This is a genomic window from Tessaracoccus antarcticus, assembly GCF_003688855.1.
In the GTDB taxonomy this organism is placed as follows: domain Bacteria; phylum Actinomycetota; class Actinomycetes; order Propionibacteriales; family Propionibacteriaceae; genus Arachnia; species Arachnia antarctica.
Map to the genome: position 1 here is coordinate 628,769 of NZ_REFW01000001.1, position 23,925 is coordinate 652,693.

Sequence of the window (23,925 nt, forward strand, 5' to 3'; positions counted from 1 at the left end):
AATCCTGTGCGTCAGGCCCCTAGTCGGCGGGCGAGGTAGGGGCCCGTGACGCTTCGGGTGCTGGCAGCCACAGTGAGCGGCGGACCTGAGGCCACCACCGTCCCGCCGTTCACCCCGCCGCCGGGACCCAGGTCGATGACCCAGTCCGCGGAGGCCACCGCATCCAGATCGTGTTCCACCAGAACCACGGTGTTGCCCGCATCCACGAGGCGGTGGAGTTGGCGCATCAGGAGGGCGACGTCGGAGGGATGGAGCCCGGCGGTGGGTTCGTCCAGCAGGTACAGCGTGTGACCGCGTCGTGCCCGCTGCAGTTCGGTGGCGATCTTGATGCGCTGCGCCTCGCCGCCACTCAGCTCCGTGGCAGGCTGCCCCAGCCGCAGGTAGCCGAGGCCCACGTCGCGCAGTGTTTCCAGGCTGCGGGATGCGGTGACGATGTCGGCGAATAAACTGGCCGCCTCATCGACGGTCATGCCCAGGATGTCGGCGACGGTGCGGTCTCGCCACGTCACTTCCAGGGTCTCCGGGTTGTAGCGGGCGCCGTGGCAGGTGGGGCAGGGACCGTAGGTGCCGGGCAGGAACAGCAGTTCCACCTCGACGAAGCCCTCTCCCTGGCACGTGGGGCAGCGGCCCTCGGCCACGTTGAAGGAGAACCGGCCGGGCCCCCAGCCGCGGGCCTTCGCCTCGTCGGTGGCGGCGAACAACTTGCGGACGGCGTCGAACATGCCGGTGTACGTGGCCAAATTCGAGCGAGGGGTGCGGCCGATGGGTCGCTGGTCCACGCGCACGAGCCGGCTGAACGTTTCCAGACCTGCCACGTCGCTGACGGCGACGTCGATCTCCGCGTCATCCTCCTCCTCTGCGGCGACGTCGAGCCAGCGACGCACCACCTCGGCCAGCACCTGGCTGACCAGCGTCGACTTCCCGGACCCCGAGACGCCCGTGACGGTCGTGAGGACACCCAGCGGGATGTCCACGGACAGGTCCGACAGGTTGTGGCGGGTGACGCCCCGCAGCCGCAGCCAGCCGTGAGGGGGCCGCGGTTCGTGGGCCAGGGGCTCGGCTCGTCCGAACAGGTGGTGGCCCGTGGCGGACTCGGCCACATCCTCCAGTCCGGCGACGGGGCCGCTGTAGAGCACCCGGCCGCCGTGTTGCCCGGCCCCTGGCCCGATGTCCACGATCCAGTCGGCTCGCCGCACCACGTCCATGTCGTGCTCAACGACGAACAGGGAGTTACCGGAAGCCTTGAGGCGGTCCAAGACGTCGAGCAACGGTTCGGCGTCGGCCGGGTGCAGACCGGCGGACGGCTCGTCGAGCACGTACACCACCCCGAACAGGCCGGAGCGCAGCTGGGTGGCGATCCGCAGGCGCTGTGCCTCGCCCGCAGACAGCGTTGTCGAGCGACGGCCCAGGCTCAGGTACCCCAGGCCCAGACCCAGCAGCACTTCGATGCGGGCCAGCAGGTCGGCGGCGATCCGCACGGCCACCTCCGTGGCCTCGCCGGAGCTGGCCGACGACGTGGCCGCGGCTGCCCCGGCCTGCTCCGCCACGGGCCGCAGCAGGGCGACGACGTCGCTGAGGGGCAACGCGTTGACCTCGGCGATGGTGCGGCCGGCGACGCTCACCGCCAGCGCGTCCCGCCGCAGACCGCTGCCGTGGCAGTCGGGGCAGGTGATGCTCTCGGTGAACCGGAGGGCGCGTTCACGCATCTGCTGGCTCGTGGCGTCGGACAGCACGTGCATGATGTGCTTCCGGGCGCTCCAGAACTTGCCCTGGTAGCTGTGATCGATCCGGTCGCGTTGCGGCCGAATGAACACCGATGGCTGCTCGTCGGTGAACAGCAACCAGTCGCGGTCCTTCTGGGTCAGGGCCTTCCAGGGGGTGTCGATGTCGATGCCCAGGCCGTTGACGATGCTGCGCAGGTTCGCCCCCTGCCACGCGCCCGGCCAGGCGGCGATCGCCCCCTCGCGGATGCTCAGGGATGGGTCGGGCACCATCAGTTCCGCCGTGACGTCGTGAATGACGCCCAGTCCGTCGCAGCGGCGGCAGGCGCCGGCGGGGGTGTTGGGGGAGAAGGACTCGGCCTCGAGGCGCGGCGCCCCCGCCGGGTAGGTGCCGGCGCGCGAGTACAGCATCCGCAGCAGGTTGGACAAGGTGGTGATGGTGCCGACGCTGGAGCGCGAACTGGGCGCACCGCGTCTCTGCTGCAGCGCCACGGCCGGAGGCAGTCCCGTGATCTCGGTGACGTGCGGCGCACCCACCTGCTGCAGCAGGCGCCGGGCGTAGGGAGCCACCGATTCGAAGTAGCGGCGCTGCGCCTCGGCGTAGAGCGTCCCGAAAGCCAGCGACGACTTGCCCGAGCCGGACACGCCCGTGAACGCCACGAACGCGTCGCGCGGGATGTCCACGTCGACGCTCTGGAGGTTGTTCTCCGTGGCGCCCCGCACGTGCACCGATCCGTCCACCGTTGCCTCTGTCACGTGCCCGACCCTAGACGGTCACCGGTGGCAGGATGGGGGACATGTACCCGACCTATGTACCTGACCCTGACCGTTACGACGGCCGCATGCCCTACCGCCGGTGCGGCCGCTCCGGGCTGCAGCTGCCCCTGATCTCGTTGGGGCTGTGGCAGAACTTTGGCGACGACAAGCCGATGGAGACCCAGCGCGCCATCGTCCATCGTGCGTTCGACGCCGGCATCACCCACTTCGACCTCGCCAACAACTACGGCCCGCCGTACGGCCAGGCAGAAATCAACTTCGGCACCATCCTGAAGCAGGACCTGGCGCCGTTCCGCGACGAACTGGTCATCTCGTCGAAGGCCGGCTACGACATGTGGGCAGGCCCCTACGGGCAGGGCGGTGGCGGTCGCAAGTACATGCTGGCGTCCCTGGATCAATCCCTTGGGCGAATGGGTCTGGACTACGTCGACATCTTCTACTCGCACCGCTTCGACCCCGACACCCCCGTCGAGGAGACGATGATGGCGCTCGACACGGCCGTGCGCTCCGGTCGCGCCCTCTACGTCGGCATCTCGTCGTACTCAGCCACCAAGACGCGCGAGGCTGCTGCCATCGCCCGTGATCTCGGCACCCCACTGCTCATTCATCAGCCGAGTTACTCGATGCTGAACCGGTGGATCGAGCCGGATCTGCTGGAGGCCTGCGACGCAGAGGGCATGGGCATGATCGCCTTCACAGCGCTCGCGCAGGGTCTGCTGACCAACAAATACCTCAACGGCATCCCGGAGGACTCCAGGATGGCGCGCGAGGGGTCCCTCTCCAAGGACCAGTTGAACGAGCAGACGCTCGCGCACATCAAGGCGCTGCACGCGATCGCCGAGGAACGCGGCCAAGAACTGGCCCAGATGGCGCTGGCCTGGGTGCTGCGCGACGAGCGGATGACGACGACGCTCATCGGCGCCTCCTCCGTGGCCCAGCTGGAGGCGAACCTGGGTGCCCTGCAGAACCTTGACTTCACCGAGGACGAACTCACGCGCATCGACCAGCATGCCAAGGACGCCGGCATCAACCTGTGGGCGGAGTCCGCGAAGCACTGACCTGCATCGTGTGACACGAGGAGGTGCGGCCGGATCGATGATGCAGCCGCACCTCCTCGTGTCGGAGTTCACGCAGGGGCAGTGCTGATCCTTCGGCGCCCCGCGACGGGGCCCCTCAGGTGGTGAAGAGGACCTGGTTGTTGAACACCCAGACGTCGGCCCGGGTGTATTTGCCGCCCTTGAAGTCGATGACGGTGGTGAGGAGGTAGCTGCGGCAGGCGCCCCGGCCGGTCGTGGCGGTGTCGCAATCAGTGCGCCACCGGCGTCCTTCCGCGCTGGTCCAGCTGCCGGTCCTCCCGAGTGGATTGGCAGTCCACAACGCACGGTCGGACCAGCGGTAGGTCAGGGAGTTGAAGGCCCAGCCGTTGACCTTGACGTAGCCGGAGGGCGTCTTCCTGATCACCGTGGCAAAGATGTCGGTGCGGCACCGCGCCGTGGCGGAGTAGCCCTCGCAGGCGGTGCGCCACTGCCGGCCGTTGACGGTGTGCGCCCCGGGGATCGTGTACACCTCCATCATGGGTCGGAAGAGCTTGGCGACGGCCACATATTCGTCGAGTTGCCACAGGAGGTTGCTGCCCATGGCGGCAACCGCACCGGGGGACAGCTGCCAGTACAGGGCTCCCGGTCCGGTATCGGAGAAGGCGAAGGCCCCCGCCCCAAGCGCAGGCAGTGGCGTCGTTGAGAAGAGGATGGAGGTGTCCGCGTACTCCTGGCGAAGCTGGTCCTCGGCCTGCTTGGGTGTGGACACACCGTCCACGAACCCGAAGGACAGGTTCTCCCCCTCGGTGACGCCCTGAACCCGATAGGCGCACTGAGTGGGGGTGGCCTCCAGGCTGACGAGGGTTCTCTTCTCCACCTCCGAGGGTGGCCGGGCCCGGTTGATTTCGGCAACGCTGGGACAGGAGACCCGCTTGACGGGAGGGATGTCGGCGGCAGCGGGTAAGGCCCCTGCCATAGTCGTGGTGAGAGTGAGTGCGAACGCCGCAGTCAGGAGGCGGAATGGAAGTCTCATGGCTCAGTGTATGGACGTGTGACCCCGAGTGGGCCCCCTGTGAAGCGTCGCGCAAAGATTCCAAAAGATAAATCCATTGACTTAAGAGTTGTCCGGGTGTTCACTGGTGTGGAGAAGTAGTGGGGGAGCTGGTCCGAACAAGGGGGTCGCCATCGTGTCTTTGCCATCCACGCAGTCCACGTTCAACGCAGACGACGATCCACGCGCCGCCCCCTCCCTGAAGGCCGTGGCCACCTCGACCACCGACGGAGTGCCGGGGCGGGCGGCGATCCTGCCAGAAGGACCGGAGAGGGATCTGGGGGCTGCGGCGGCGGCGGGCGCCGAGTTCATGCGGGCCCTGGGGGTGGACCCCTCTGACGAGTCCCGCCCCGATCTTGCGCTCACGCCGCATCGCTTCGCCACCGCGTACGCGGAGATGCTCACTCCCCGCCCGTTCGATTTCACGACGTTTCTGAACGTTGAGGGCTACGACGAAATGGTGGTGGTCCGCGACATCGCCGTCCAGTCGCTGTGCGAGCACCACCTGCTGCCGTTCGTGGGTGTCGCGCACGTTGCCTACCTCCCCGCGAATCTCATCGTGGGCCTGTCCAAACTGCCGCGGATCGTCGAACACTTCGCGCGTCGACTGCAGACGCAGGAACGGCTGACGCTCCAAGTGGCTGAAGCACTGGAGAGCCACCTTCAACCGCGAGGAGTGGGTGTGGTGGTCGAGGCCACCCATTCCTGCATGACCCTGCGCGGCGTACGGTCGGAGCATGCGAGCACCAAGACGTCCTCCCTGCGGGGGTCGTTGCGCAGCGACCCGGCGACCCGGGCAGAGTTCTTCGCACTGGTGAATGGTGCAGCGCACTGATCAACACCTGACCCACCAACAGAGTGGGTGGGGACTCGTTACCCACACAGGAGGAGTTCGACCATGAGCATTGTCATAGTTGGCGCGGGTCTGGCTGGCGCCACGGCTGTCACGGAGCTGCGGGAGAAGGGCTACTCGGGTGAGATCGTTCTTCTCGGTGCCGAGAAGCACCTCCCGTATGAGCGCCCGCCGCTGTCCAAGGGATTCCTCATGGGTGAGCAGGAGTTCGATGAGGCGCTCGTGCACGACCAGGCCTGGTACTTCGACGAGGACGTGGACCTCAGGCTGGGAATGCTCGCGACCCGCATCGACCTGGCGTCAAAGGTGGTTCATGCCGAACCCGTGGGTGGTGGTGAACCCCTCGACATCCCCTACGAGCAACTCCTTCTCGCGACCGGTGCCACGCCGCGGGTGCTGGACATGGGCGGTGGAGTCGGCCCGAGCATGACCCTGAGGACGATCGATGACAGCATCACGCTGCGCAAGTCCCTCAAGCCCGGCGCCCACGTGGCGATTGTGGGTGGGGGATGGATCGGTCTTGAAGTGGCGTCAGCCGCCCGCCAGGCGGGAGCCGAGGTGACCGTGTTCGAGTCCGGAGACCTGCCTCTGGAGCGCGTTCTGGGGCCGGAAGTCGCAACCCTGTTCGCCGATCTGCATCGTGGCCATGGCGTCGACCTGCGCCTGGGCTCGAGGCCGACTCCCGCGGACCTCTCAGGTGCCGACGTGATCGTGGCCGCCATTGGCGTGACCCCCAACGTATCCCTGGCGGAGGAGGCTGGACTGGCGGTTGACAATGGCGTCCTCGTCGACGCGAGCCTGCGCACCTCCGACGCGAACGTGTTCGCCGTCGGTGACATCGCCAATCAGGAACACCCGCTGCTGGGCCGACGCATCCGGGTGGAGCACTGGGACAACGCCATCGAGCAGGCGAAGATCGCAGCCCGCAACATGCTCGGCGCCCACGAGCAGTATGACCGCCAGCCCTACTTCTTCACCGACCAGTACGACCTCGGCATGGAGTACGTGGGCAACGTCGGACCCGAAGGCTACGACCACGTGGAGATCGAAGGACCCACCAAGGTGCTCGAGGGCGACGCGTTCCGCGCGTTCTGGATCAGGAGCGGGACGGTGGTCGCGGCAATGCATGCCAACGACTGGGATGCCTCCGACGTCATCCGCGACAGCATTGGCACCGCCCGTTGATGAGATCAGTCATCCCGCGCCCCCACACGTCAGAGGACCCAGAGTGAACCTGCAGCGCATCGGCCCCGTTGAGTTCGACTTCGACCGGCAGGTCGCGGTCATGGCCGTGGTGAACCGGACGCCCGACTCGTTCTATGACCGCGGGGCAACCTTCGCGTTCGACCGGGCCGTCGAGAGTGTGGTGAGGGCGGCGGATCTCGGCGCGGACTGGGTGGACATCGGTGGTGTGCCCTTCGGGCGCGGGCCGGCCGTCTCCGTGGCGGAGGAGATTGACCGGGTGGCCCCGGTGATTGCCGCCGTCACGGCGGCGCGCACCGACATCGTCATCTCCGTCGACACGGTGAGGGCCGAGGTCGCGCGAGCCGCGATCGAGGCGGGCGCCGCCGTCATCAACGACACCAGCGGCCTGGGTGACCCGGACATGGCCGCTGTAGTGGCGGACGGGAAGGCGCACCTGATCGTCTGCCACAGTCTCGGTGCACCCCGTCAGGAGAAGCCGGCCGCTCATTTCGACGACGTGGTGGGCGAGGTCCGAGCATTCCTTGTTGAACGAGTCGCCAGGGCGGAGGCCGCCGGGATCCCACGGGGCAAGATGATCATCGACCCCGGCCACGACCTGGGCAAGAACACGCTGCACTCCCTGGAGCTCACCCGGCGGCTCGGTGAGATCGCCGACATCGGACTGCCGCTGCTCGCGGCGGTCTCGAACAAGGACTTCATCGGTGAGTCGATCGACCGCCCTGTGGGGCAACGGCTGGCCGGTTCCCTGGCGGCGATGACGGTCTGCATCCTGGGCGGTGCCCGGATCGTGCGGATGCACGACGTCGAGGCCACCGTGGACGCGGTGCGCATGATTGAGGCCATCCTGGGCATGAGGCCCCCGGTGCGGCTCGAACACAACACCCATCCCACCCACAACGTGTGAGGCACCCATGACCACGCGCATTGACAGACTCTGGCCCACCCCTGACGACGATCTCGACGATGATGCACTGCTCGAGGCCTACGCCTTCCCTGCGGAGCGCCTGTGGCTGCGGATGAACTTCGTCAGCAGCATCGACGGTGCGGCCACCAGCGACGGGCGCTCGGGTGGGCTGGGTGACGACGCCGACCATCGCGTGTTCGACCTGCAGCGGCGGGCGGCGGACGCCGTCCTGGTGGGCGCCGGAACGGCTCGCCAGGAGGGGTACGCGGCGATGCGACTGGGGGAGGAGGCGGTGGCGTGGCGCGTGGCGCGTGGAATGCCACCGCACCCGGTTTTCGTCCTCGTGACCCGTCGCCTGGACCTCGACCCGGACTCACCGATCTTCACCGACGCACCCGTTCGTCCCATCATCTACACCGTGGCCGAGGCTCCGCCTGGTCGACGGACTGCACTGGCGGCGGTGGCCCACGTCGTCGACGCCGGCGAGTCAGACCTCGACCCGCTCCGCGTGCGCGACGACCTCGCGACCCGTGGCCTTCTCCATGTCCAGGCCGAGGGCGGACCGAGCCTCTTCGGGGCATTCCTCGCCGCGGGCGCCGTGGACGAACTGTGCCTCACGCTCGCCCCGACCGTGGTGGCAGGGGATGCCGGGCGCATTGCGCGGACGCAAAGGCCCGCTCCCACCGGGATGGGGCTCGTCGGGGTGCTTCGTGCGGATGACGAGCTGTTGCTTCGCTACACCAGGGCGGCCCCCAGGGGTGCGTAGATGACCTGGGAACGCAGAGCGCCTTTTTGTCGAAAAATGTATCCTTTGGAAAGTGAGCGAGATGCCTGCCGATAAGCCCCGGGCGGATCCGCAGGGCGACGTTGCCCGCGTCGGACTCCTGGCCGAGCCCACGCGGCGTCAGCTCTACGAGTACGTCGTGGATAGGGGTCGCGCTGTCAGCCGCGAGGAAGCGGCCGAGGGGACGGGCCTGCCCTTGCACACCGCGAAGTTCCACCTCGACAAGCTTGTGGACGGCGGTCTCCTGGTGACGGAGTTCCACAAGCTCACCGGCAGGACGGGGCCGGGATCGGGGCGCCCCAGCAAGCACTACCGGCGCAACGATGCAGAGATCGCCGTGGCGTTGCCGCCCCGGCACTACGACCTCCTGAGCACGGTGCTGGCGGACGCCGTCGCGACCGCCTCCGTCACAGCGGAGCCGGTGCAGCAGGCTGTCAGTCGGGTGGCGCGGGATGCCGGCCTCGCGATCGGTCGCCAGCACGCAGACCATCAGGACGTGGTGACAGCTCTGCACTCGTGCGGCTACGAGCCAGTCACGGCGGGGCGGGACCTCATCCTGCGCAACTGTCCGTTCCACCAAGCTGTCGCCCGGCACCCGCAACTCGTGTGCGGCCTCAACCTCGACTTCATCGGAGGTCTCCTGGAGGGGATGGGGGCGGACGACAGTGAGGCGCGGCTCACTCCCGCCCCCGGGCAGTGCTGCGTGACGGTGAGGATGGGGCAACCAGCGGGAACGGCGTCTGCTGCGCGGGGGCCCATCCCAAGTCGTGGATAGCAGAAGGTATACCATCTACCTTGATCGGTGCGGGGCTCACGCACTCGCCGGTCCAGGTGCTTCAGAGGCAACAGTGCCTCAAGGAGAGCTACCGCCTGACCTCTGCGCGAGCCAATCGAGAGAACGGCAACCCCTATGTCGACACCTGTGACCAACGACACGCCACACCTTGAGTCCGAGTTCGAGCACGAGCCGGTTCCCCAGGAGCACCGCAAGTCCCTCCTGACGGTGTCCGCCGTCTGGATCGGCTTCCCCATGATCCTCACGAACGCGGTGCCCGGCGGCCTTGTCGTCGCCGCACTGGGCTTCCGCTCCGGAATCGCCGCCATCATCGTCGCGAACATCATCATGGCCGTGTACGTGGGACTCCTCAGCTATCGCGCCGGGCAGACGGGCAAGAACTTCGCGCTGCAGACGACCGAGACTTTCGGCACAGTCGGCTACACCATCGCCTCCGGCTTCCTCGCGACGATCGTGGTGGGGTGGTTTGCCTTCAACACAGGCGCCACGGGGTCGGCCCTGCACAACTCGTTCGGTTGGAATGAGCCACTCGTCGCGTTCATCGTCGGCATCGCCTTCATCGCCGTCACGTTCGTCGGCTTCAAGGCGCTGTCCCTGTTGAGCGGCCTCGCTGCGCCGTTGTTCGTCGTCGCCCTCGTGGTCGCCCTGGTCATCGGGGCGCAGACCAACGACTTCAGCCAGGTCGTGTCCTACCCCGGTGTGGGTGGTGGCATGACGTTCGGCATCGCCGTGACGGCCATCATGGCCACCTTCCTCGACTCGGGCACCATGGCCGCCGACTTCACCCGCTGGTCGAAGAACGGCCGGCAGGGAGTCATCGCGACGGCGACGGCGTTCCCCTTCGCGAGCCTCGTGGCGCAGGTCGGCGGCGGCGTGGCCGTCGCAGCCGGACTCATCGCCAACGCCTCCGTCAACGGTGGGGACTTCACTCCCATCCTGACCGGGCCCAACAACTGGTTGCTCAACGTTTTGGTCGTCGTCTTCGTCATCATCAACCTTGGCTCGGTGTGCACGCACTGCCTCTACAACGGGGCACTCAGCTGGTCACACATCACGCGATCCAAGATGCGGTTGCTCACGCTCATCCTGGGCGCCGTCGGCCTTGCGGCGGCGGTGCTGGGAGCCTGGCACTACTACGTGAGCTGGCTCGCGCTGCTCGGGGTCATCGTTCCGCCGCTCGGTGCCATCCTCATCGCCGACCAGATCGTCCTCGCCAAGCGCCTCAGGAACCGGCCCCAGCGCAGGGTTCGTGCGAGTGCATTCATCGCCTGGGGGGCCGGCGCGCTCGTCGCCCTGATCGTGCACCAGTTCGTCCCGGTGCTGTCGGACGCCGTCGTGGGCCTGCTGGTCGGCTTCGTCGTCTACCTCGCCATCGAGGGTCCGCAGAAGGCGGCCTCAGGGACGACGGTTCAGCCGGAAAGTGCAATCAATCCGGCGACGCCCGCCAGGTAGAGCACCAGGACTGCGATGCTGTCGATTCCGAGCCGGGCATGCTGCTTGGCCGGCCGGAACACCAGTCCTGCCATGTAGACCACCGTGAGCAACGCGCCCAGCCCCGTGAGGTAGATGTCTGACGCATGCGCCCCCGGCAACACTGACGTGCCGGAGACGAGGACCGCCAGCAGGAACAGCACCGGGAGGAAGGCGTTGCCGCCGAAGATGTCACCGAAGGCCAACTTGTAATCACCGGCCTTCGTGGACGTCAGGCCCGTGCTGAGCTCCGGCAGGGAGGTGGCCGCCGCCAGCACCGTCGCGCCGAACAGGACGCCCGAGAGGCCCACGTGGTCGGCAGCAGCCGTGCCGCTCTCCTCGGCCAGGACGCCGGCGACCAGTGTCGCGAGGGCGGCGGCTGCGAACACCGCGACTGCCTTGACGGTGCTCGTCCCCTTGGCCTTGGAAGCTGTTGCTTCCTGCGAGTGCCCGCGTGGCCTGGATTGACTGTCGGGTGCTTCACCGTTGCCCGTCCACGGCAGCTTTCTGGCGGCCCTTTTTGTCAGCACGAGGCCGGCAACCCACACGGCGGCGATGAGGACGACGTCGGGTGAGAGCCGGAAGAACACCAGGTCCGCGGGCAGTTGGGTGCCCATCACCACGACCGCCAGGACGGCCAGGACCACCGCGCCCTCGATGACCAGGGTGAGGCTGGCGGCCTGGTACGTGAGGGGCCGTTTCTCACGGACGCCGAAGGCGTCGAGCGCGACGAGAACAACTGTCTGGATCGCGATACCCCCCAGGATGTTGCTCACCGCGACGTCCACGTGACCGCTGGCCGAGGCGCTGTAGGTGATGGCGATCTCGGGCAGGTTGGTCGCCACCGCGAGAAGTATGAGTCCTCCCAACGCCTGACCCAGGTGGAGTCGACTGGACAGCACGTCGGTGTACTTGGACAACCAGATGCCCGCCACCCAGATGATGGCGGCGCTTGCGACGAAGACCAGCACCTCCGCCCAGAACGGCAATTCCGGCAACAGCGTCATTGATGAATATTAGTGCGCATACGGGTGGAACAATATGGTCCGGGATCCCCTTTTTCATGGGCACCGCGGGGTGGGAGGACCCAGCTGTGGCAGCCTCTGACCGTGACATTCCAGTCGGGGAGAGCAACAGCCACATCGAGACCCCACTCGACGCTGTGGTGGGTCCTGGGCATCACGCTGGCCGGGCTGGTGTTCGACGGCTACGACCTCGTCGTCTACGGCGCGGTCATGCCGGAGTTCCGCAAGCCCGGAGGCCTGATCCACTCGGCACTGTCCGCGGAGAGCCAGGCGGCGCTGACGGCGTCGGCGGGTGTTGAACCCGGCGCCCTCACCCCGGCCATGCAGTCGGCGATCGGGGAAGCGGCGTCGCTGGGCGGGGTCCTGGGCAGTTGCGCGCTGTTCGGTGTCCTCGTGGGGGCGCTGCTCGTGGGTGCAGTGGGGGACCGGGTGGGTCGCCGTCGACCCATGCTGGTGTCCATCGCCTGGTTGTCCATCGGCATGGCGCTGACGGCCCTGTCCACGAGTGCCGTCATGTTCGGGACGCTGCGGTTCGTCACGGGTCTCGGGATCGGCGCGCTGGTGGCCACCACAGCGGCCGTGGTGTCGGAGTTCGCACCCAGGGGCCGCAAGAACGTGGCCAACGCCGTTGTCTACAGCGGTGTGCCGCTCGGCTCCACCCTGTCGGCTCTGGCGGCCATCCTGCTGCTGGAGCCACTCGGCTGGCGTGGTCTGTTCTTGCTGGGTGCTCTTCCGCTGATCACGCTGCTGCCGGTGGCGTGGTTCAAGCTGCCGGAGTCGCCGGTGTGGTTGGAGTCGCGCAGTCGACGGGACCTCAGCGGGGCAGTGGGGAGTCTGATCGCTGAGGAGCGGGTCGGATTCGCCGGTCTCATCGGGCGGCGGTTCCTCCTGCCCACCATCCTGCTCGGGATGCTGAGTGCCACGGGACTGCTGCTCGTGTACTCGCTGAACACGTGGCTGCCGCAACTGACGGGGCCGCTGCTCGGGTCCCGCGCCTCGTTGGCGCTGTTGCTGGCGCTGAACCTGGGGGCTGTCGTGGGCGGGCTCTTCGGCTCGACGCTGGCTGACCGGTGGGGCGCCCGCCCGGTGATCGCGGGCTTCTTCACCGTCGGGGGTCTCGGGATCCTGCTCGTGACCGCCACCCACAGTCCCGACCTCATCGGGCTCCTGCTCGTGGTCATCGGCGTGGTCGGGATGGGGACGTCGGGGACGCAGACGCTGATCTACGGCTTCGTCGCCAACTACTACCCCACATCGATGCGTGCGGCCGCGGTCGCATGGTGCGCCGGGTTCGGGCGGCTGGGCGGCGTGGCCGGACCGATCGTCGGCGGAATGCTGGCCGCCGCCTTCCCCACGGACCCCACCCCGGTGTTCTGGGTACTGGCGGGTGTCTGCGGCGTGGGAGTCGTTATCTGCCTGGCCACCCCGGCCCGGCCCCCCTGCGTTGCTCCGCCCGAAACTGCCGGACGTGCGCCAGGCGATGGTGGCCTCGGCCTCTAGCCCCACCCGCGCGTCGGGTTGTTGGGTGGTGACCACGCCCCCGCTCCGGATGTGGGTGGCATGCCTACACCCTGGGTGCGCGGGACGACGGCCTCACGGTGGAGGGCGAAGCGATTACTTCACTTGAACGGTTCGCACGTGGTAGCCGGTGGGGCCGTCGGGCAGCACGTCCTGGACGACGTCTGTCTGGACCTCACCCTTGCCGTCGGTGGCACGGGCCGTGAGCTGGTGCGTTCCGGACTCCGCCTTCCAGGGCAGGTGCCACTGCCTCCAGTAGTCGGCGTCGACGTCCTCGCCGAGCGTGGCCTCCTGCCAGGGGCCGTCGTCCACGCGGACCTCCACCTTGCTGATGCCACGGTGCGTGGCCCACGCGACGCCAGCGATGGTGGCATCCCCCGCGGAGAGGTCGTTGCCGGGGACGTCGATTCTGGTGGCCGTCTTCACGGGGCCCTGCTCGCCCCATCCGCGTTTCGTCCAGTAGGACTGTGCCTCGTCGAACGTGGTCAGGGTCAGCTTCTCGAGCCACTTGGTGGCGCCCACGTAGCCGTAGAGGCCGGGGGTGAGGAGGCGGGCCGGGAAGCCGTGCACCCGGGTGAGGGGCTGCCCGTCCATGGCGACGGCGATCATCGCGTCGCGACCGTCCAGCATCACGCCCAGTGGTGTGGAGGCCGAGAAACCATCGGCGCCAGAGCTGAGGATCTGCTCGGCACGGGCCTCGGGGTCCGCTCGCCGGATGATGTCGGCCACCAGGACCCCTTGCCACCGTGTGCTGCCGACGTAGGGTCCGCCAATGGGGTTGCTGACGCAGGTGAGGGTGACGTCCCGCTCCACCATGGGCATGGCCAGCAGTTCGTCGAAGGTGATGGTGAAGGGGTTGCGGACCATGCCGTCGATGACGAGTTCCCAGTCCGCGGCCTCGCGTCGGGGGACGCTGAGGGCGATGTCGATGCGGTAGAAGTCCTCGATGGGGGTGCGCAGCGGCGACAGTCCACTGATGGTGGTCTCCAGACCCGGCGCCAGCGTGGAGGTGGTGGTGGGGGTGGGCAACGCGATGGGTGGGACGCCGACGGCCGCGGGACGGACCATGCCCTCCACCGCGGCCAACCCCAGCCCGCCCAGGGCGACGCCAGCGCCGCCGATCATGAACAAGCGGCGGTTCGGTTCCGTGGTGTCAGCGTTGGTGGCCTCTTCAAGGGCCCGCAGCCGCCCAATTCCCCAGCGCAGCACCCACACCGCAACCAGTGCAGCCAGCATGCCGGCGAGAATGCTCGTGGGCGAGGACGCCGCACGGGTGGTGGCGATGAGCCCCGAGCCCAGACCCAGCGCACCCAGCAGTACCGCACCCACCCAGCCGGTGCGTCGCTGCAGGACGCCGGCGACCCAGCCCAGTGCGGCCACAGCAATGGCGATCACGACGAGCAGGAAAGCCTTGTCGCCAGTCCCGAAGGTGGCCACCGCCCACTCCTTGACGGGGGCCGGAGTCAGGTCGATGACGAAACTGCCCACCGCATCCATCGGCGACGACGAGGGGCCCGTGAAAATGGAGGTGATCTGTCCTGCGAGTACCCCGACGAGGGCCGCAGCCAATCCCCAGACCCCGGCTGTGCCCTGCCTCGCGTGTCCCATGGGAAGTACTTTACGTTTGCACGACAAACATCCGGCCAGCGGCTGATTTGCGCAAGAGGGACCCCCTATTATTTGCACAGGTTAGGCTGTGCTAACTTTTCTCCATGACACTTGCGGAGCACCTGGGACAGCGTCAGTGCGTGGCCGCCGGCGGCCGGGCAAAGACATGCAGCCTTGCGGAGCTCGGCTGCGACTGTCCCGCCAAGATCATCGGCTTCACCAGCGATGACCAGATCTCCCGCCGCCTCTTCGACCTCGGATTCGCCCCGGGTCAGGTGGCCGCCCTCGTCCGCAGAGCCCCCATGCGCGACCCCATGGTGTTCAACGTCGGTGGTTCCGAGATCGTGCTGCGCAAGCGTGAGGCCAGCAGAATCGTCGTGGAGCAACAGTGAGCTGCCACGCCGAGCCACCCATCAGGGTTGGCACGGCACCCCCGCGGTTCGCGCTGGTGGGCAGCCCCAACGCGGGCAAGACCACTCTTTTCAACTCCCTGACGGGCCTGCGTGCCAAGACCGGCAACTACCCCGGCGTCACGGTGGCCAGGTACGAGGGCAGGCACATCCTCGACGACGACTCCCACGTCACCATCGAGGACCTCCCCGGCACCTATTCCCTGGACCCCATGAGCCCTGACGAGCAGGTGGTGGCGACGGTCCTCGAGGCGGGTACCAGTGGCGACGAACCGCTGGACGGACTCATCGTCCTGCTCGATGCCACCAACCTGCGCCGATCCCTGGGCCTCCTTGCGCAGGTGCAACAGCTGCCCCACCCCATCACCGTGGTGCTGACGTTCACCGACGAACTGGCCCGCCGTGGAGGCTCCGTCGACGTCCTGGCTCTCTCCCGCGCCACAGGTGTCCGGTTCATCCCCGTCATCGCCGGCGACAAGCGGGGCGTCGCGAGCCTGTCAGAGTCCATGGGCGACGTCGCCTCCTGGCCGAAGCCCATGCTGCCGCCACCCACCGACCCTTCGGGCGTCGCGGACTGGGCCACCTCCGTTCTGGATTCCGCATCGTTCCGCGCGCCCGGCTCCGACAAGCGCACCAGCCGCATCGACGGCGTCCTCCTGCACCCTGTGTGGGGCACGGTCATCTTCTTCGTCACGATGATGGCGTTCTTCCAGGTGATCTTCAGTGTGGCCGCCCCCATGCAGGACGGCATCGAGACGCTCTTCGCCTGGCTGGGTGGGGTGGCCCGTGCCAACATCCCCGTGGCGTGGCTGTCCAGTCTCGTGGCCGACGCCCTGCTTGCGGGTGTGGGCGGGGTACTGGTGTTCCTCCCGCAGATCGCCCTCCTGTTCCTTCTGATCTCCCTGCTCGAGGGCAGCGGCTACCTCTCGCGTGCCGCTTTCCTCATGGACAGGGTGATGGGCTGGGCCGGACTGGAGGGGCGGGCCTTCGTCGCACTCCTGAGCTCCATGGCCTGCGCCATCCCCGGCATCATGGCCACCCGGACCCTGCCGTCGGCCAAGGACCGGATCGCCACCATGATGGGTGCCCCCCTCATGACCTGCTCCGCACGCCTGCCCGTCTACGTGCTGCTCATCGGCATGCTCGTGCCCGGTGATCTGCGCTTCGGTCCGCTCGGCGCGCAGGGCGCCATCATGTTCGGGCTGTACCTGCTGGGGGCCATCTCGGCCATGTTGTCGGCATGGTTCTTCAAGAAGATCATCGGCCGCTCCGGCGTCGGGCTGCCGTTCTACATGGAGATGCCCTCCTACCGCCTCCCCCGGGGGCGCACCATCGCCGTGTCGGTGTGGGACGCCTGCAAGGCCTTCCTCAAGAAGGTCACAAGCATCATCATGCTCACCACCATCATCTTGTGGGGGCTCCTGAACTTTCCGCTGCGCTCCGACGCCGACCTCCAGCGCGCCGGCATCGACAGCCGCGACGAGGTGGCGGTGAAGGCATTCGTCATCGACAACTCGATCGCCGCGGGTATCGGACGGGCCGTGTCTCCGGTCTTCGAACCATTGGGCTTCGACTGGCGCATCAACGTGGGCGTGTTGTCCTCCCTGGCGGCCCGCGAGGTGTTCGTCTCCACGCTCGGCCAGGTGGCCGCAGCCGAGGATCCGGACGACCCGGTGGCGGCACTGACGAACATGACGCACACGGATGGCGCGCACGTGGGGGAGAAGGTGTTCACCCCGTCGACCGTCGCGGCGCTGCTGGTGTTCTTCGTCTACGCGTTGCAGTGCATGTCCACACTGGGCGTCATGCGCCGGGAGACCGGCACCTGGAAGTGGCCCGTCATCGCTTTTGTGTACATGGGCGGGTTGGCCTGGCTCATGGCGTGGCTCGCGAAACTCGTGGTGGGAGGCATGGCATGAGGAAGCCCATCCATCCGGAGGCCGTCACCGGAGAGCCGCAGGCCATCCGCTGGGTGGTCGACACCGGTGACCTTCCCGTCGGCGAGGTGCTGCATGCTGCCGGGACACTGGGCCCCATGATGGAATACGGCGTCATCACCCGCATGTTCGTGGAGCGCGGCTCCGTCTGGACGTGGCTGGCGCCAGAGCACACCTGGACAGACCGGGGACCACGGATCCGCGACGCCGTGGTCGCTGGCGTCGACGCCGACGGCTGGGACGTCACCGATGGCTCCGCGGACCTGTTGCGCTTCATTGCAGACGATGTCGTGCACGGTCAGTTGTTCACCTTCATCACCTCCCACGGAGGCCAGATCTCGGTGGTTGACGCCACCATCGACGCCGTGGTCCTGGATTTCGGGGGCGCCTGTGCCGACTGCCCCGCCCAGGGGCAGACGCTGCACGACCGCGTGGAGGTCACGTTGCGTGCCCGCTATCCCCGTCTGCGTGAGGTGTCGAAGCTGGCGTCGAGCCATTCCGCCGCTCCTCGTCCCCGGTCGCCGCTGCACCTCCTCAAGCGGACCTGACGCCAGCGATTGCGGACGGTGGATGGCGGGTCCAGCTCCGGTGTTCAGACCGGGAGCGGGGCGTGCGGGTCAATGTGGCGCGGCGTCGAAGGCGGAATCCGTGCGGGGGCGACGGTCATCGCCGCGATGCCGGTGGTGATGGGCACCGAGAGGACCAGGCCGATGGCGCTGGCGAACGTGCGTACCCCCTCGCCGGCAAACATCTCCACCCCGAACAGGTCGATGACCTCACGGTTGGTGAAGTACAGGAGCAGGAGCACCGTCAGCGCACCGCCGGCGTAGGCGAACACGATGGTGTAGATGGTGGAGGCGATGTGGTCGCGTCCGATGCGCATGGCCGACGCGAAGATCCTGGCACGGCTCATCTCCGGCGCGGCTGCCCGCAGCTCCCACACGGCCGAGCTCTGCGTGATGGTGACGTCGTTCAGCACACCCAGCCCGCCGATGATGATGGCGCACAGCAGCAGCTCCTGGAAGTCCAGGCCCGGCACCAGTTGTGCCAGGTCGTAGTCCTGCTCGTCAGCGAACCCGGACAGCCGCGCGGCCCCGACGGCCAGGCTGCCGAGACCGGTGGTCACGGCCAGGCCCAACAGGGTCCCCGCGAGCGCGGTGGAGGTGCGGATGGACACCCCGTGGGCCACGTACAGCACCACGAACATGATGGCCGTGGAACCTGTCAGCGCCACCGCCATGCCGGGTTTCCCGGTGATGAGGGCCGGCAGCATGAAGCCCAGCAGGACGAAGCCGGCGAAACCCAGCCCCAGGAGGGCGAACAGACCCCGCCACCGGGCCACGGCCAGGACGCACACCACGAAGAGCAGCCCCATGATGAGGAGTGTGGGAAGCCGGTTGGTGCCGGAGTAGGAGTACAGCGGTCCGTCGTCGGTGGGGATGCGTGCCACCTCGATGGAGTCACCCGCCCGCAAGCCGGCCTGCGCCTGCGGGCCCTGCAGTTCCACCTCGACGACCCGGCCTGCGTCCTCACCCGTCGTCAACTCGACGCTGGCGCTCTGGCACGGGGCCGCGTAGCCGCTGCCTTCTTGCGACGGGCACCCGTCCGTCACCGCGCGAATGGTGGCCTCTTCGTAGGTGACGCCCGGAGCGTCGAAGGGGACGTCGACGGCATTGGCCAGGGCGGTGCTGTCGGGCCACAGCCAGATGAGCCCGGCCGTGGCCAGCACCCCCAGCATCACGAGGAATGCCACGAGGGCGTTTCGAGCGCGTGCCCCGACCTCCACGGCCGCGTGGGCGGCGGAGTGGGAGTGACCATGACCCATGGGGCACCACACTACTGGCCGCAGGTACCCTTGCGCGCATGGCAGAACCCTCCGCGCCCCCCGCCTGTTATCGACACCCGGGAGTGCCCACCCGCATCCTCTGCCAGCGGTGCAACCGCCCCATCTGTCCCGAGTGCATGATCCCGTCGTCCGTCGGGTTCCAGTGCCCCGAGTGCGTCTCCCGTGGCCAGCGGGAGACACGGCAGGCGGAACTGCCCTACGGCGGCACCCGCAGCGCTGACCCGCGCCGCACCACGATCGCCCTCATCGGCATCAACGTCGCCGTCTGGGCGGCGGTTCTGCTGACGGGTGGCGCCTTCGGGAAGGTGTTCAACCTGCTGGCCATCACCCCGGCCGGCTACTGCGGCCCCACCACGGACAACCGGATCATGCTCATCAACGAGGCGCAGTGCGCCACGACGGGGCTGCCGTGGGTGGATGGCGTCGCCAGCGGTGCGTGGTGGCAGGTGCTCACCAGCGCCTTCACACATGCCGAGGTCCTGCACATCGCCTTCAACATGTTCGCCCTCTGGATCCTCGGGCCACAGCTTGAACGCCTGCTGGGCCGGGTGAGGTTCCTGGCCCTCTATCTGGTGTCCGCGCTGGCCGCGTCCGCGTTCGTCATGCTGTTCTCCGCCCCGTACGTGTCGACGATGGGCGCATCCGGCGCCATCTTCGGGCTGCTGGGTGCCTTCCTGCTGGTCGCGCGCAAGCACGGCGGCAATGTGCGGCAGATCCTCATCCTGCTGGGGGCCAACGTCGTCATCACGGTGGTGGGTGCCGGCTACATCTCGTGGCAGGGTCACCTCGGTGGACTCGTGGGTGGGCTCGTGGTCACAGCAGCACTCATCCACCTCCCCAAGCAGTACCGCAAGCAGTGGCAGTTGCCACTCGTGGGGTTGATCGCGGCCGTCTCACTGGCGGCCATGGTGGCGAAAGTCACGCTGTTGACCTGAGTTTTCGGGCGCATCTCTCAGTTTGAGTGAGCGATCTTGAGCGCACCGGCGCGTCAGGCTTGGTTTTTTCTCAGCTTTCGTTAGGTTGTCGGGCACTTTTTTGCATAGTCTCGTGCCAGACATCTCAAGGAAGAGGGAAACCGTGCGCAGTCTGAGGATTCTGGGAGCGGCGCTGGTGGCATCAGCCGTCGGCATGCTGGTCGGTGTGGTCCCGCAGGCGAGCGCCGCATCGCTTCCCACCTTTCGGATGGCCCTGCCGGTGCAGTGGGGGGCCAGCGTCCAGGCGGGGGGCCCACACACCTTTGCCAGCGGCACGCTGAGTTCCATCGACCTCGGTGCTGCCAACAACGCCAGCATCCCCGTCGTCGCCGCTGCCGACGGTGTCGTCAAGGTGGGCAGTGCCAACGGCTTCTCCCGCTGCTTCGTCACCGTCACCCACGCCGATGGCTGGCAGACCATGTACTACCACCTGCGCGGCGTCCCCTCCGACCTTCGCGACGGAGACCACGTCGTCGCCGGGGAGAAGGTGGGTATGACGGCCATGCCCGGTTCCGAGACCTGTGGCCGCGGCACCTTCCGCCACGTCCACCTCACCCTGCAGCGCAACGGGGTGGAGCAGCCCATCAACGGCCTCTCGCTGGGCGGCTACACCATCCACTCCGGGTCCCGCGCCTACTGCGGCCACTGGACCCGCAACGGCGACGGTGCGGTCGTGGCCGATGCCCGGCGCGCGTGCCTCGCCGTGCCACGGCTCGTCAACAACATCGTGAACCCCTCCACACTGGGTGACCGCGAAGCTGCCCCCAACCGGGGCTCCTCGCGACCCGTCATCGCGGACCACGACACCATCCCCGCCAGCGAGCTCTACACAACCCCGGGTCAGCACACCGTGGGCGGTCGGGCGTGGAAGACCACGTGTGAGCCGTATTCGCAGACCCAGCGCTGCCGTACGGACATCTGGGCCTCCCAGGTCACCGGCAGCAGGGGCAGCTTCGCCCTGCAGGAGGGCTGGGGTTTCAACAACCTGACCTACGTTGAGTCCCCTCGTGAACTCTGGGCCGACAACCCGCTGGGAAACAAAAATGACGTGAACGGTGGCTGGACCGCTGCCGACGGCCGCAAATGGCGCACTGACTGCGACTCCGGGGCCACGGGCCGCAACGGGTGCCGCAGCTACGTGTGGGTGACGACGACGGCGGCGACTGCGAAGTCGTCGGGTGGTTACCGCTTCACCACCAAGAACGAGTGGGTGTTCAACAACATGGTGCGCTTCAGCGCCTGACCACGTGCGGGGGGTGGCGGTCCCAGCAGGACGCGCCGGGGGAGTTCTGCTGTGCTTGACGTGCAGCTGCCGACCATCCCGCGGGACGTGTGTGCTTCTGTCTACCCGCGGGTGGCGAGAAGGAACCCCTGGGGTCCCTTCTCGCTGGCTCGGGCTTCGCGTTCCAGACTGGCCCGCATGTGGAATCCGCCACCTTCCAGAGAGCTCCTGACGACCTGGATTTCATGCATCTGCACGGTGAGTTCCAGGTCGCGTCCGTACGCGTGGTGAATCCTGCGTTCGCCTGCACCGACGTGGAACCCGAGGAGGAGCGCTCCGCCGGGACGCAGAACGCGCCCGAACTCCGAGAGGATGCGCTCGAGGGCCTGCTGTGGCGTGTGGATGATCGAGTACCAGGAGAGCACGCCGTCGAACGTGTCCTCGGCGAACGGCAACAGCGCCAGGTCGGCCTGATCGATCCGGAGCGACGGATGATGGGTCCGGGCCCGCGCGACCATCCCCTGGGACAGGTCGATCCCCGTGAGCACCACGGTGGGATCGAGATGGTGGAGGTGTGCCATCATCCTGCCGGCGCCGCATCCGGCATCCAGTATCGAGGCGCCTGTGGAGTTCCCCACCTGGTCGACGAGCAGTTGCACCATGGCCAGGTCGATGGGTGCTTCGACGCTGACATCGCCCACCAGATGGTCGTAGGCGTCTGCGAGAGCGTCGTAGGTTGCCCGAACGCGCTGGGTCACCCCCGCATACGTGTCCCCCGTGTCGCCACCGACGGAGGAGGTGCGGCGGTCGTTGTGTCCGGTCCGGCTCAGGAGAACAGCGCCTTGATGAGGGGGGCTGCCGACGTGGAGCCGGAGACGCCCTCCTCGACGAACGCAGCCACGGACACCTTGTCGTTCCAGGCGATCATCCAGCCGTGCGTCTTGTAGGCCCCCACCGTGCCGTACTCGGCCGTCCCGGTCTTGGCGCCCTTCATGAGCCCCGCCAGCGAGCGGCCCGAGCCGTCCGTGACGACGGCCATCATCATCTGCTGCAGTTGTGTGGCCTCCTGCGCGGTCAGGGCCTGGGCTGTGGACGTGGCCTGCTTGCCCTTGACGAGCCACGGGATGGTGGTCTTCCCGCTGGCGACACTTGCCGCGACGGCTGCCATGCCCATGGGCGACATGGTGATCTGGCCTTGGCCGATCATGCTCGCAGCCCTGTCGATGGGGCTGTTGTTGGGTTCCACCGTGCCGAAATTCGTGGTGAAGCCGGCGTCGTAGTCGGTGCCCACACCGAGGCTGCCGGCGGCGGCGTGCAGCTGCTCAGGTGTGACGCTCCCCGCGGCCGCCGCGAATGCGGTGTTGCACGAGTTCGCCAGCGCCTGGATGAGGGTGATGGAGCCGAGCTTGCTGGCCGGGTAGTCGGAGTAGTTCTTGAACGTCTTGTTCGCCACCGTGAGGTTGGCGGGGCACTTCACGGCCGAGGCCGGGGTCAGGCCGCCGCGCAGCATCGCCAGCGAGGACACCACCTTGAAGGTGGAGCCGGGCGCGAACTTGCCGAACGTTGCCTGTGGGAATGTGCCGGCCGCCGGTGAGTTGGCCGCGGCCAGGAGCGCGCCGTCGCTGTTGTTGATGACCACGAGCGCTGCGAGGCCGGGCTGCGTGGAGAGGACGGTCTCGGCCTTGGTCTGAAGATCCCGGTCCAGGCTCAGGTCCACGGCCACGGGGGCGCTGGCGTCCTGAAGGAAGAGGTTCTCCTCCTCAAAGGCGTCACCGGCGGTGGCGTCGTCGTCGGTCTTGCGTCCCACGAGGTCGACGCGGATCTCGGGAACGCCGCGCAGCTGCTTCTCATAGCGTGCCTGCAGTCCGCTCAACCCGACGGTGTCGCTGGAGAAGACGTCGGCGTTCTTGTCGGCCAGCATCTTCGGGGTGGGGGCGCCGACGATGCCCAGGAGGCTCGCGGCAAACGTGTCGCTGACAGGCACCATGGCGGTGGTGGGCACCACCTGGGCGCCCTTGACCTTCCCGACGTCGGGGGAGATCTCCTCCTGCGTCATGGTGCGGGCAACCACGAACTGGCGGGGTCCGCCGGCAGCCACCTTGGCCTGGAACTGGACAGCGTCCACCTCGGCCAGGGCGGCAAGTTGCGCCGCCGAGGCGGCCCACTCGGCTTCCGGGACCTGCGACTTGTCGATGCCCACCTGGTACAGCGTCCGCTCCTCGACCAGCGCGAGGCCCAGGTTGTCGTTGATGGCGGCACGGCGGGGGAGTTTCCGCTGGTGGCGCAGCCGGGAGTCGCTGGTGAGCTGCGGGTGGATGAGCGTGGGAGTCCACTCGATCCTCCACTTGTCGTCCACCAACTTCAGCGGCGCGACCGTGTCGTAGGTCCACCCCTGCTCGCCCAAGGCGTAGGTGAACGTCAGCTTGGCGCGTGCCGAGGGATCTGTGGGGGAGTAGTCGATGCCGCCGACGGTGACCGTGGGGGTGATGCCGTCCATGCCGGCGAAGATCGACACCAGCTCGGCCTGCGCCGCCGCCGGATCCTCAACGGGGAGCAACGTGACGTCGAAGGCGGTGAGTGCGGCAGCAAGTGCCTTGGTCAGCGCGTCGGCGGCCGGTAGGTTGATGGCCGATGTGGACTCGACTCCGGGGGTGGGTCCCCGTGATCCGTCCCCACCGCCGGGGCTGCACCCTGCTGCGAGGAGTCCCACGGTCAATGCCGCTGCGATCCAGCCACGTCGTTGCATCGGCTTTCCTCCTAGAGTCATCGTGCCCGATGCTACCGGT

General features: G+C 67.8%; 20 protein-coding genes. 13 read left to right on the forward strand and 7 right to left on the reverse strand.

Going from position 1 to position 23,925, the window contains the following annotated elements:
- Positions 1–11 precede the first annotated feature (11 nt).
- Positions 12–2,477 carry an excinuclease ABC subunit UvrA gene (gene uvrA / locus EAX62_RS02655; RefSeq protein ID WP_121900104.1) on the reverse strand — a complete coding sequence of 822 codons (2,466 nt, stop codon included), beginning with the start codon at positions 2,475–2,477 and terminating at the stop codon, positions 12–14.
- Between the two features lie 41 nt (positions 2,478–2,518).
- Between uvrA and mgrA the strand changes: the two genes are divergently transcribed.
- Entirely contained in the window at positions 2,519–3,556 is a 1,038-nt protein-coding gene (gene mgrA / locus EAX62_RS02660) for an L-glyceraldehyde 3-phosphate reductase (protein ID WP_121900105.1), read from the forward strand.
- Between the two features lie 115 nt (positions 3,557–3,671).
- Here the strand turns inward: mgrA and EAX62_RS02665 are convergent, their stop codons facing one another.
- Positions 3,672–4,568, reverse strand: a complete 897-nt coding sequence (locus tag EAX62_RS02665) for a hypothetical protein (RefSeq protein WP_147453981.1) — start codon at positions 4,566–4,568, stop codon at positions 3,672–3,674.
- Between the two features lie 271 nt (positions 4,569–4,839).
- Here EAX62_RS02665 and folE point away from each other — a divergent pair, with 271 nt between their 5' ends.
- The 6 genes from folE to EAX62_RS02695 all read left to right on the forward strand — a co-directional run bounded on the left by folE (position 4,840) and on the right by EAX62_RS02695 (position 10,581).
- A complete protein-coding gene (gene folE, locus EAX62_RS02670; protein WP_267897972.1) occupies positions 4,840–5,421 on the forward strand; it encodes a GTP cyclohydrolase I FolE in 582 nt (193 codons plus the stop codon).
- A gap of 63 nt (positions 5,422–5,484) precedes the next feature.
- On the forward strand, positions 5,485–6,624 hold the full coding sequence (locus EAX62_RS02675; RefSeq protein WP_121900107.1) for an NAD(P)/FAD-dependent oxidoreductase: 1,140 nt from the start codon (positions 5,485–5,487) through the stop codon (positions 6,622–6,624).
- 43 nt (positions 6,625–6,667) lie between these two features.
- Entirely contained in the window at positions 6,668–7,549 is an 882-nt protein-coding gene (folP, locus tag EAX62_RS02680) for a dihydropteroate synthase (protein ID WP_233557780.1), read from the forward strand.
- A 7-nt stretch (positions 7,550–7,556) separates the two neighbouring features.
- Positions 7,557–8,315, forward strand: a complete 759-nt coding sequence (locus tag EAX62_RS02685; RefSeq protein WP_121900109.1) for a pyrimidine reductase family protein — start codon at positions 7,557–7,559, stop codon at positions 8,313–8,315.
- Positions 8,316–8,376: 61 nt separating this feature from the next.
- Complete coding sequence (locus EAX62_RS02690; protein ID WP_121900967.1) at positions 8,377–9,108, forward strand: helix-turn-helix transcriptional regulator; 732 nt, start codon at positions 8,377–8,379, stop codon at positions 9,106–9,108.
- Between the two features lie 135 nt (positions 9,109–9,243).
- Positions 9,244–10,581, forward strand: a complete 1,338-nt coding sequence (locus EAX62_RS02695) for a purine-cytosine permease family protein (protein ID WP_121900110.1) — start codon at positions 9,244–9,246, stop codon at positions 10,579–10,581.
- Here EAX62_RS02695 and EAX62_RS02700 read toward each other — a convergent pair.
- A complete protein-coding gene (locus tag EAX62_RS02700) occupies positions 10,539–11,606 on the reverse strand; it encodes a sodium:calcium antiporter (RefSeq protein ID WP_121900111.1) in 1,068 nt (355 codons plus the stop codon). The genes EAX62_RS02695 and EAX62_RS02700 overlap by 43 nt on opposite strands.
- A gap of 102 nt (positions 11,607–11,708) precedes the next feature.
- Here EAX62_RS02700 and EAX62_RS02705 point away from each other — a divergent pair, with 102 nt between their 5' ends.
- Positions 11,709–13,124, forward strand: a complete 1,416-nt coding sequence (locus tag EAX62_RS02705) for an MFS transporter (protein ID WP_199711077.1) — start codon at positions 11,709–11,711, stop codon at positions 13,122–13,124.
- 114 nt (positions 13,125–13,238) lie between these two features.
- On the opposite strand, the gene EAX62_RS02710 is transcribed toward EAX62_RS02705, so the two are convergent.
- Entirely contained in the window at positions 13,239–14,750 is a 1,512-nt protein-coding gene (locus EAX62_RS02710) for a molybdopterin-dependent oxidoreductase (RefSeq protein WP_121900112.1), read from the reverse strand.
- 104 nt (positions 14,751–14,854) lie between these two features.
- Here EAX62_RS02710 and EAX62_RS02715 point away from each other — a divergent pair, with 104 nt between their 5' ends.
- Genes EAX62_RS02715 through EAX62_RS02725 form a run of 3 tightly spaced genes read left to right on the forward strand, consistent with a single transcriptional unit; the run spans position 14,855 to position 17,645 of the window.
- Positions 14,855–15,142, forward strand: a complete 288-nt coding sequence (locus tag EAX62_RS02715) for a FeoA family protein (protein WP_121900113.1) — start codon at positions 14,855–14,857, stop codon at positions 15,140–15,142.
- A gap of 56 nt (positions 15,143–15,198) precedes the next feature.
- Positions 15,199–17,079 carry a ferrous iron transporter B gene (gene feoB / locus EAX62_RS02720; RefSeq protein WP_199711166.1) on the forward strand — a complete coding sequence of 627 codons (1,881 nt, stop codon included), beginning with the start codon at positions 15,199–15,201 and terminating at the stop codon, positions 17,077–17,079.
- A complete protein-coding gene (locus EAX62_RS02725) occupies positions 17,076–17,645 on the forward strand; it encodes a NifU family protein (protein WP_121900115.1) in 570 nt (189 codons plus the stop codon). The genes feoB and EAX62_RS02725 overlap by 4 nt, the downstream gene beginning before the upstream one ends.
- 44 nt (positions 17,646–17,689) lie before the next feature.
- On the opposite strand, the gene EAX62_RS02730 is transcribed toward EAX62_RS02725, so the two are convergent.
- A complete protein-coding gene (locus tag EAX62_RS02730; RefSeq protein WP_121900116.1) occupies positions 17,690–18,922 on the reverse strand; it encodes a YibE/F family protein in 1,233 nt (410 codons plus the stop codon).
- A 38-nt stretch (positions 18,923–18,960) separates the two neighbouring features.
- On the opposite strand from EAX62_RS02730, the gene EAX62_RS02735 reads away from it, so the two are divergent.
- Both EAX62_RS02735 and EAX62_RS02740 read left to right on the forward strand, forming a co-directional pair.
- On the forward strand, positions 18,961–19,878 hold the full coding sequence (locus tag EAX62_RS02735; protein WP_233557781.1) for a rhomboid family intramembrane serine protease: 918 nt from the start codon (positions 18,961–18,963) through the stop codon (positions 19,876–19,878).
- Between the two features lie 142 nt (positions 19,879–20,020).
- Positions 20,021–21,160, forward strand: a complete 1,140-nt coding sequence (locus tag EAX62_RS02740; protein ID WP_121900117.1) for a M23 family metallopeptidase — start codon at positions 20,021–20,023, stop codon at positions 21,158–21,160.
- A gap of 101 nt (positions 21,161–21,261) precedes the next feature.
- Here EAX62_RS02740 and EAX62_RS16635 read toward each other — a convergent pair whose 3' ends face one another.
- Together EAX62_RS16635 and EAX62_RS02750 are read right to left on the reverse strand one after the other, a co-directional pair.
- Positions 21,262–21,897, reverse strand: coding sequence for a class I SAM-dependent DNA methyltransferase (locus tag EAX62_RS16635; protein ID WP_158600478.1), 636 nt, complete (start codon positions 21,895–21,897; stop codon positions 21,262–21,264).
- A gap of 68 nt (positions 21,898–21,965) precedes the next feature.
- Positions 21,966–23,906, reverse strand: a complete 1,941-nt coding sequence (locus EAX62_RS02750; RefSeq protein ID WP_158600480.1) for a penicillin-binding transpeptidase domain-containing protein — start codon at positions 23,904–23,906, stop codon at positions 21,966–21,968.
- Positions 23,907–23,925 lie beyond the last annotated feature (19 nt).

Bases quoted from the DNA above. Each gene is read 5' to 3' on its own strand.
- EAX62_RS02675 (WP_121900107.1), top strand. From the start codon at position 5,485: ATGAGCATTGTCATAGTTGGCGCGGGTCTGGCTGGCGCCACGGCTGTC.
- EAX62_RS02730 (WP_121900116.1), bottom strand. From the start codon at position 18,922: ATGGGTCATGGTCACTCCCACTCCGCCGCCCACGCGGCCGTGGAGGTC.
- EAX62_RS02735 (WP_233557781.1), top strand. From the start codon at position 18,961: ATGGCAGAACCCTCCGCGCCCCCCGCCTGTTATCGACACCCGGGAGTG.
- mgrA (WP_121900105.1), top strand. From the start codon at position 2,519: ATGTACCCGACCTATGTACCTGACCCTGACCGTTACGACGGCCGCATG.
- EAX62_RS02725 (WP_121900115.1), top strand. From the start codon at position 17,076: ATGAGGAAGCCCATCCATCCGGAGGCCGTCACCGGAGAGCCGCAGGCC.
- EAX62_RS02665 (WP_147453981.1), bottom strand. From the start codon at position 4,568: ATGAGACTTCCATTCCGCCTCCTGACTGCGGCGTTCGCACTCACTCTC.
- EAX62_RS02715 (WP_121900113.1), top strand. From the start codon at position 14,855: ATGACACTTGCGGAGCACCTGGGACAGCGTCAGTGCGTGGCCGCCGGC.
- EAX62_RS02685 (WP_121900109.1), top strand. From the start codon at position 7,557: ATGACCACGCGCATTGACAGACTCTGGCCCACCCCTGACGACGATCTC.
- EAX62_RS02690 (WP_121900967.1), top strand. From the start codon at position 8,377: ATGCCTGCCGATAAGCCCCGGGCGGATCCGCAGGGCGACGTTGCCCGC.
- EAX62_RS02750 (WP_158600480.1), bottom strand. From the start codon at position 23,906: ATGACTCTAGGAGGAAAGCCGATGCAACGACGTGGCTGGATCGCAGCG.
- EAX62_RS02700 (WP_121900111.1), bottom strand. From the start codon at position 11,606: ATGACGCTGTTGCCGGAATTGCCGTTCTGGGCGGAGGTGCTGGTCTTC.
- EAX62_RS02710 (WP_121900112.1), bottom strand. From the start codon at position 14,750: ATGGGACACGCGAGGCAGGGCACAGCCGGGGTCTGGGGATTGGCTGCG.
- EAX62_RS02695 (WP_121900110.1), top strand. From the start codon at position 9,244: ATGTCGACACCTGTGACCAACGACACGCCACACCTTGAGTCCGAGTTC.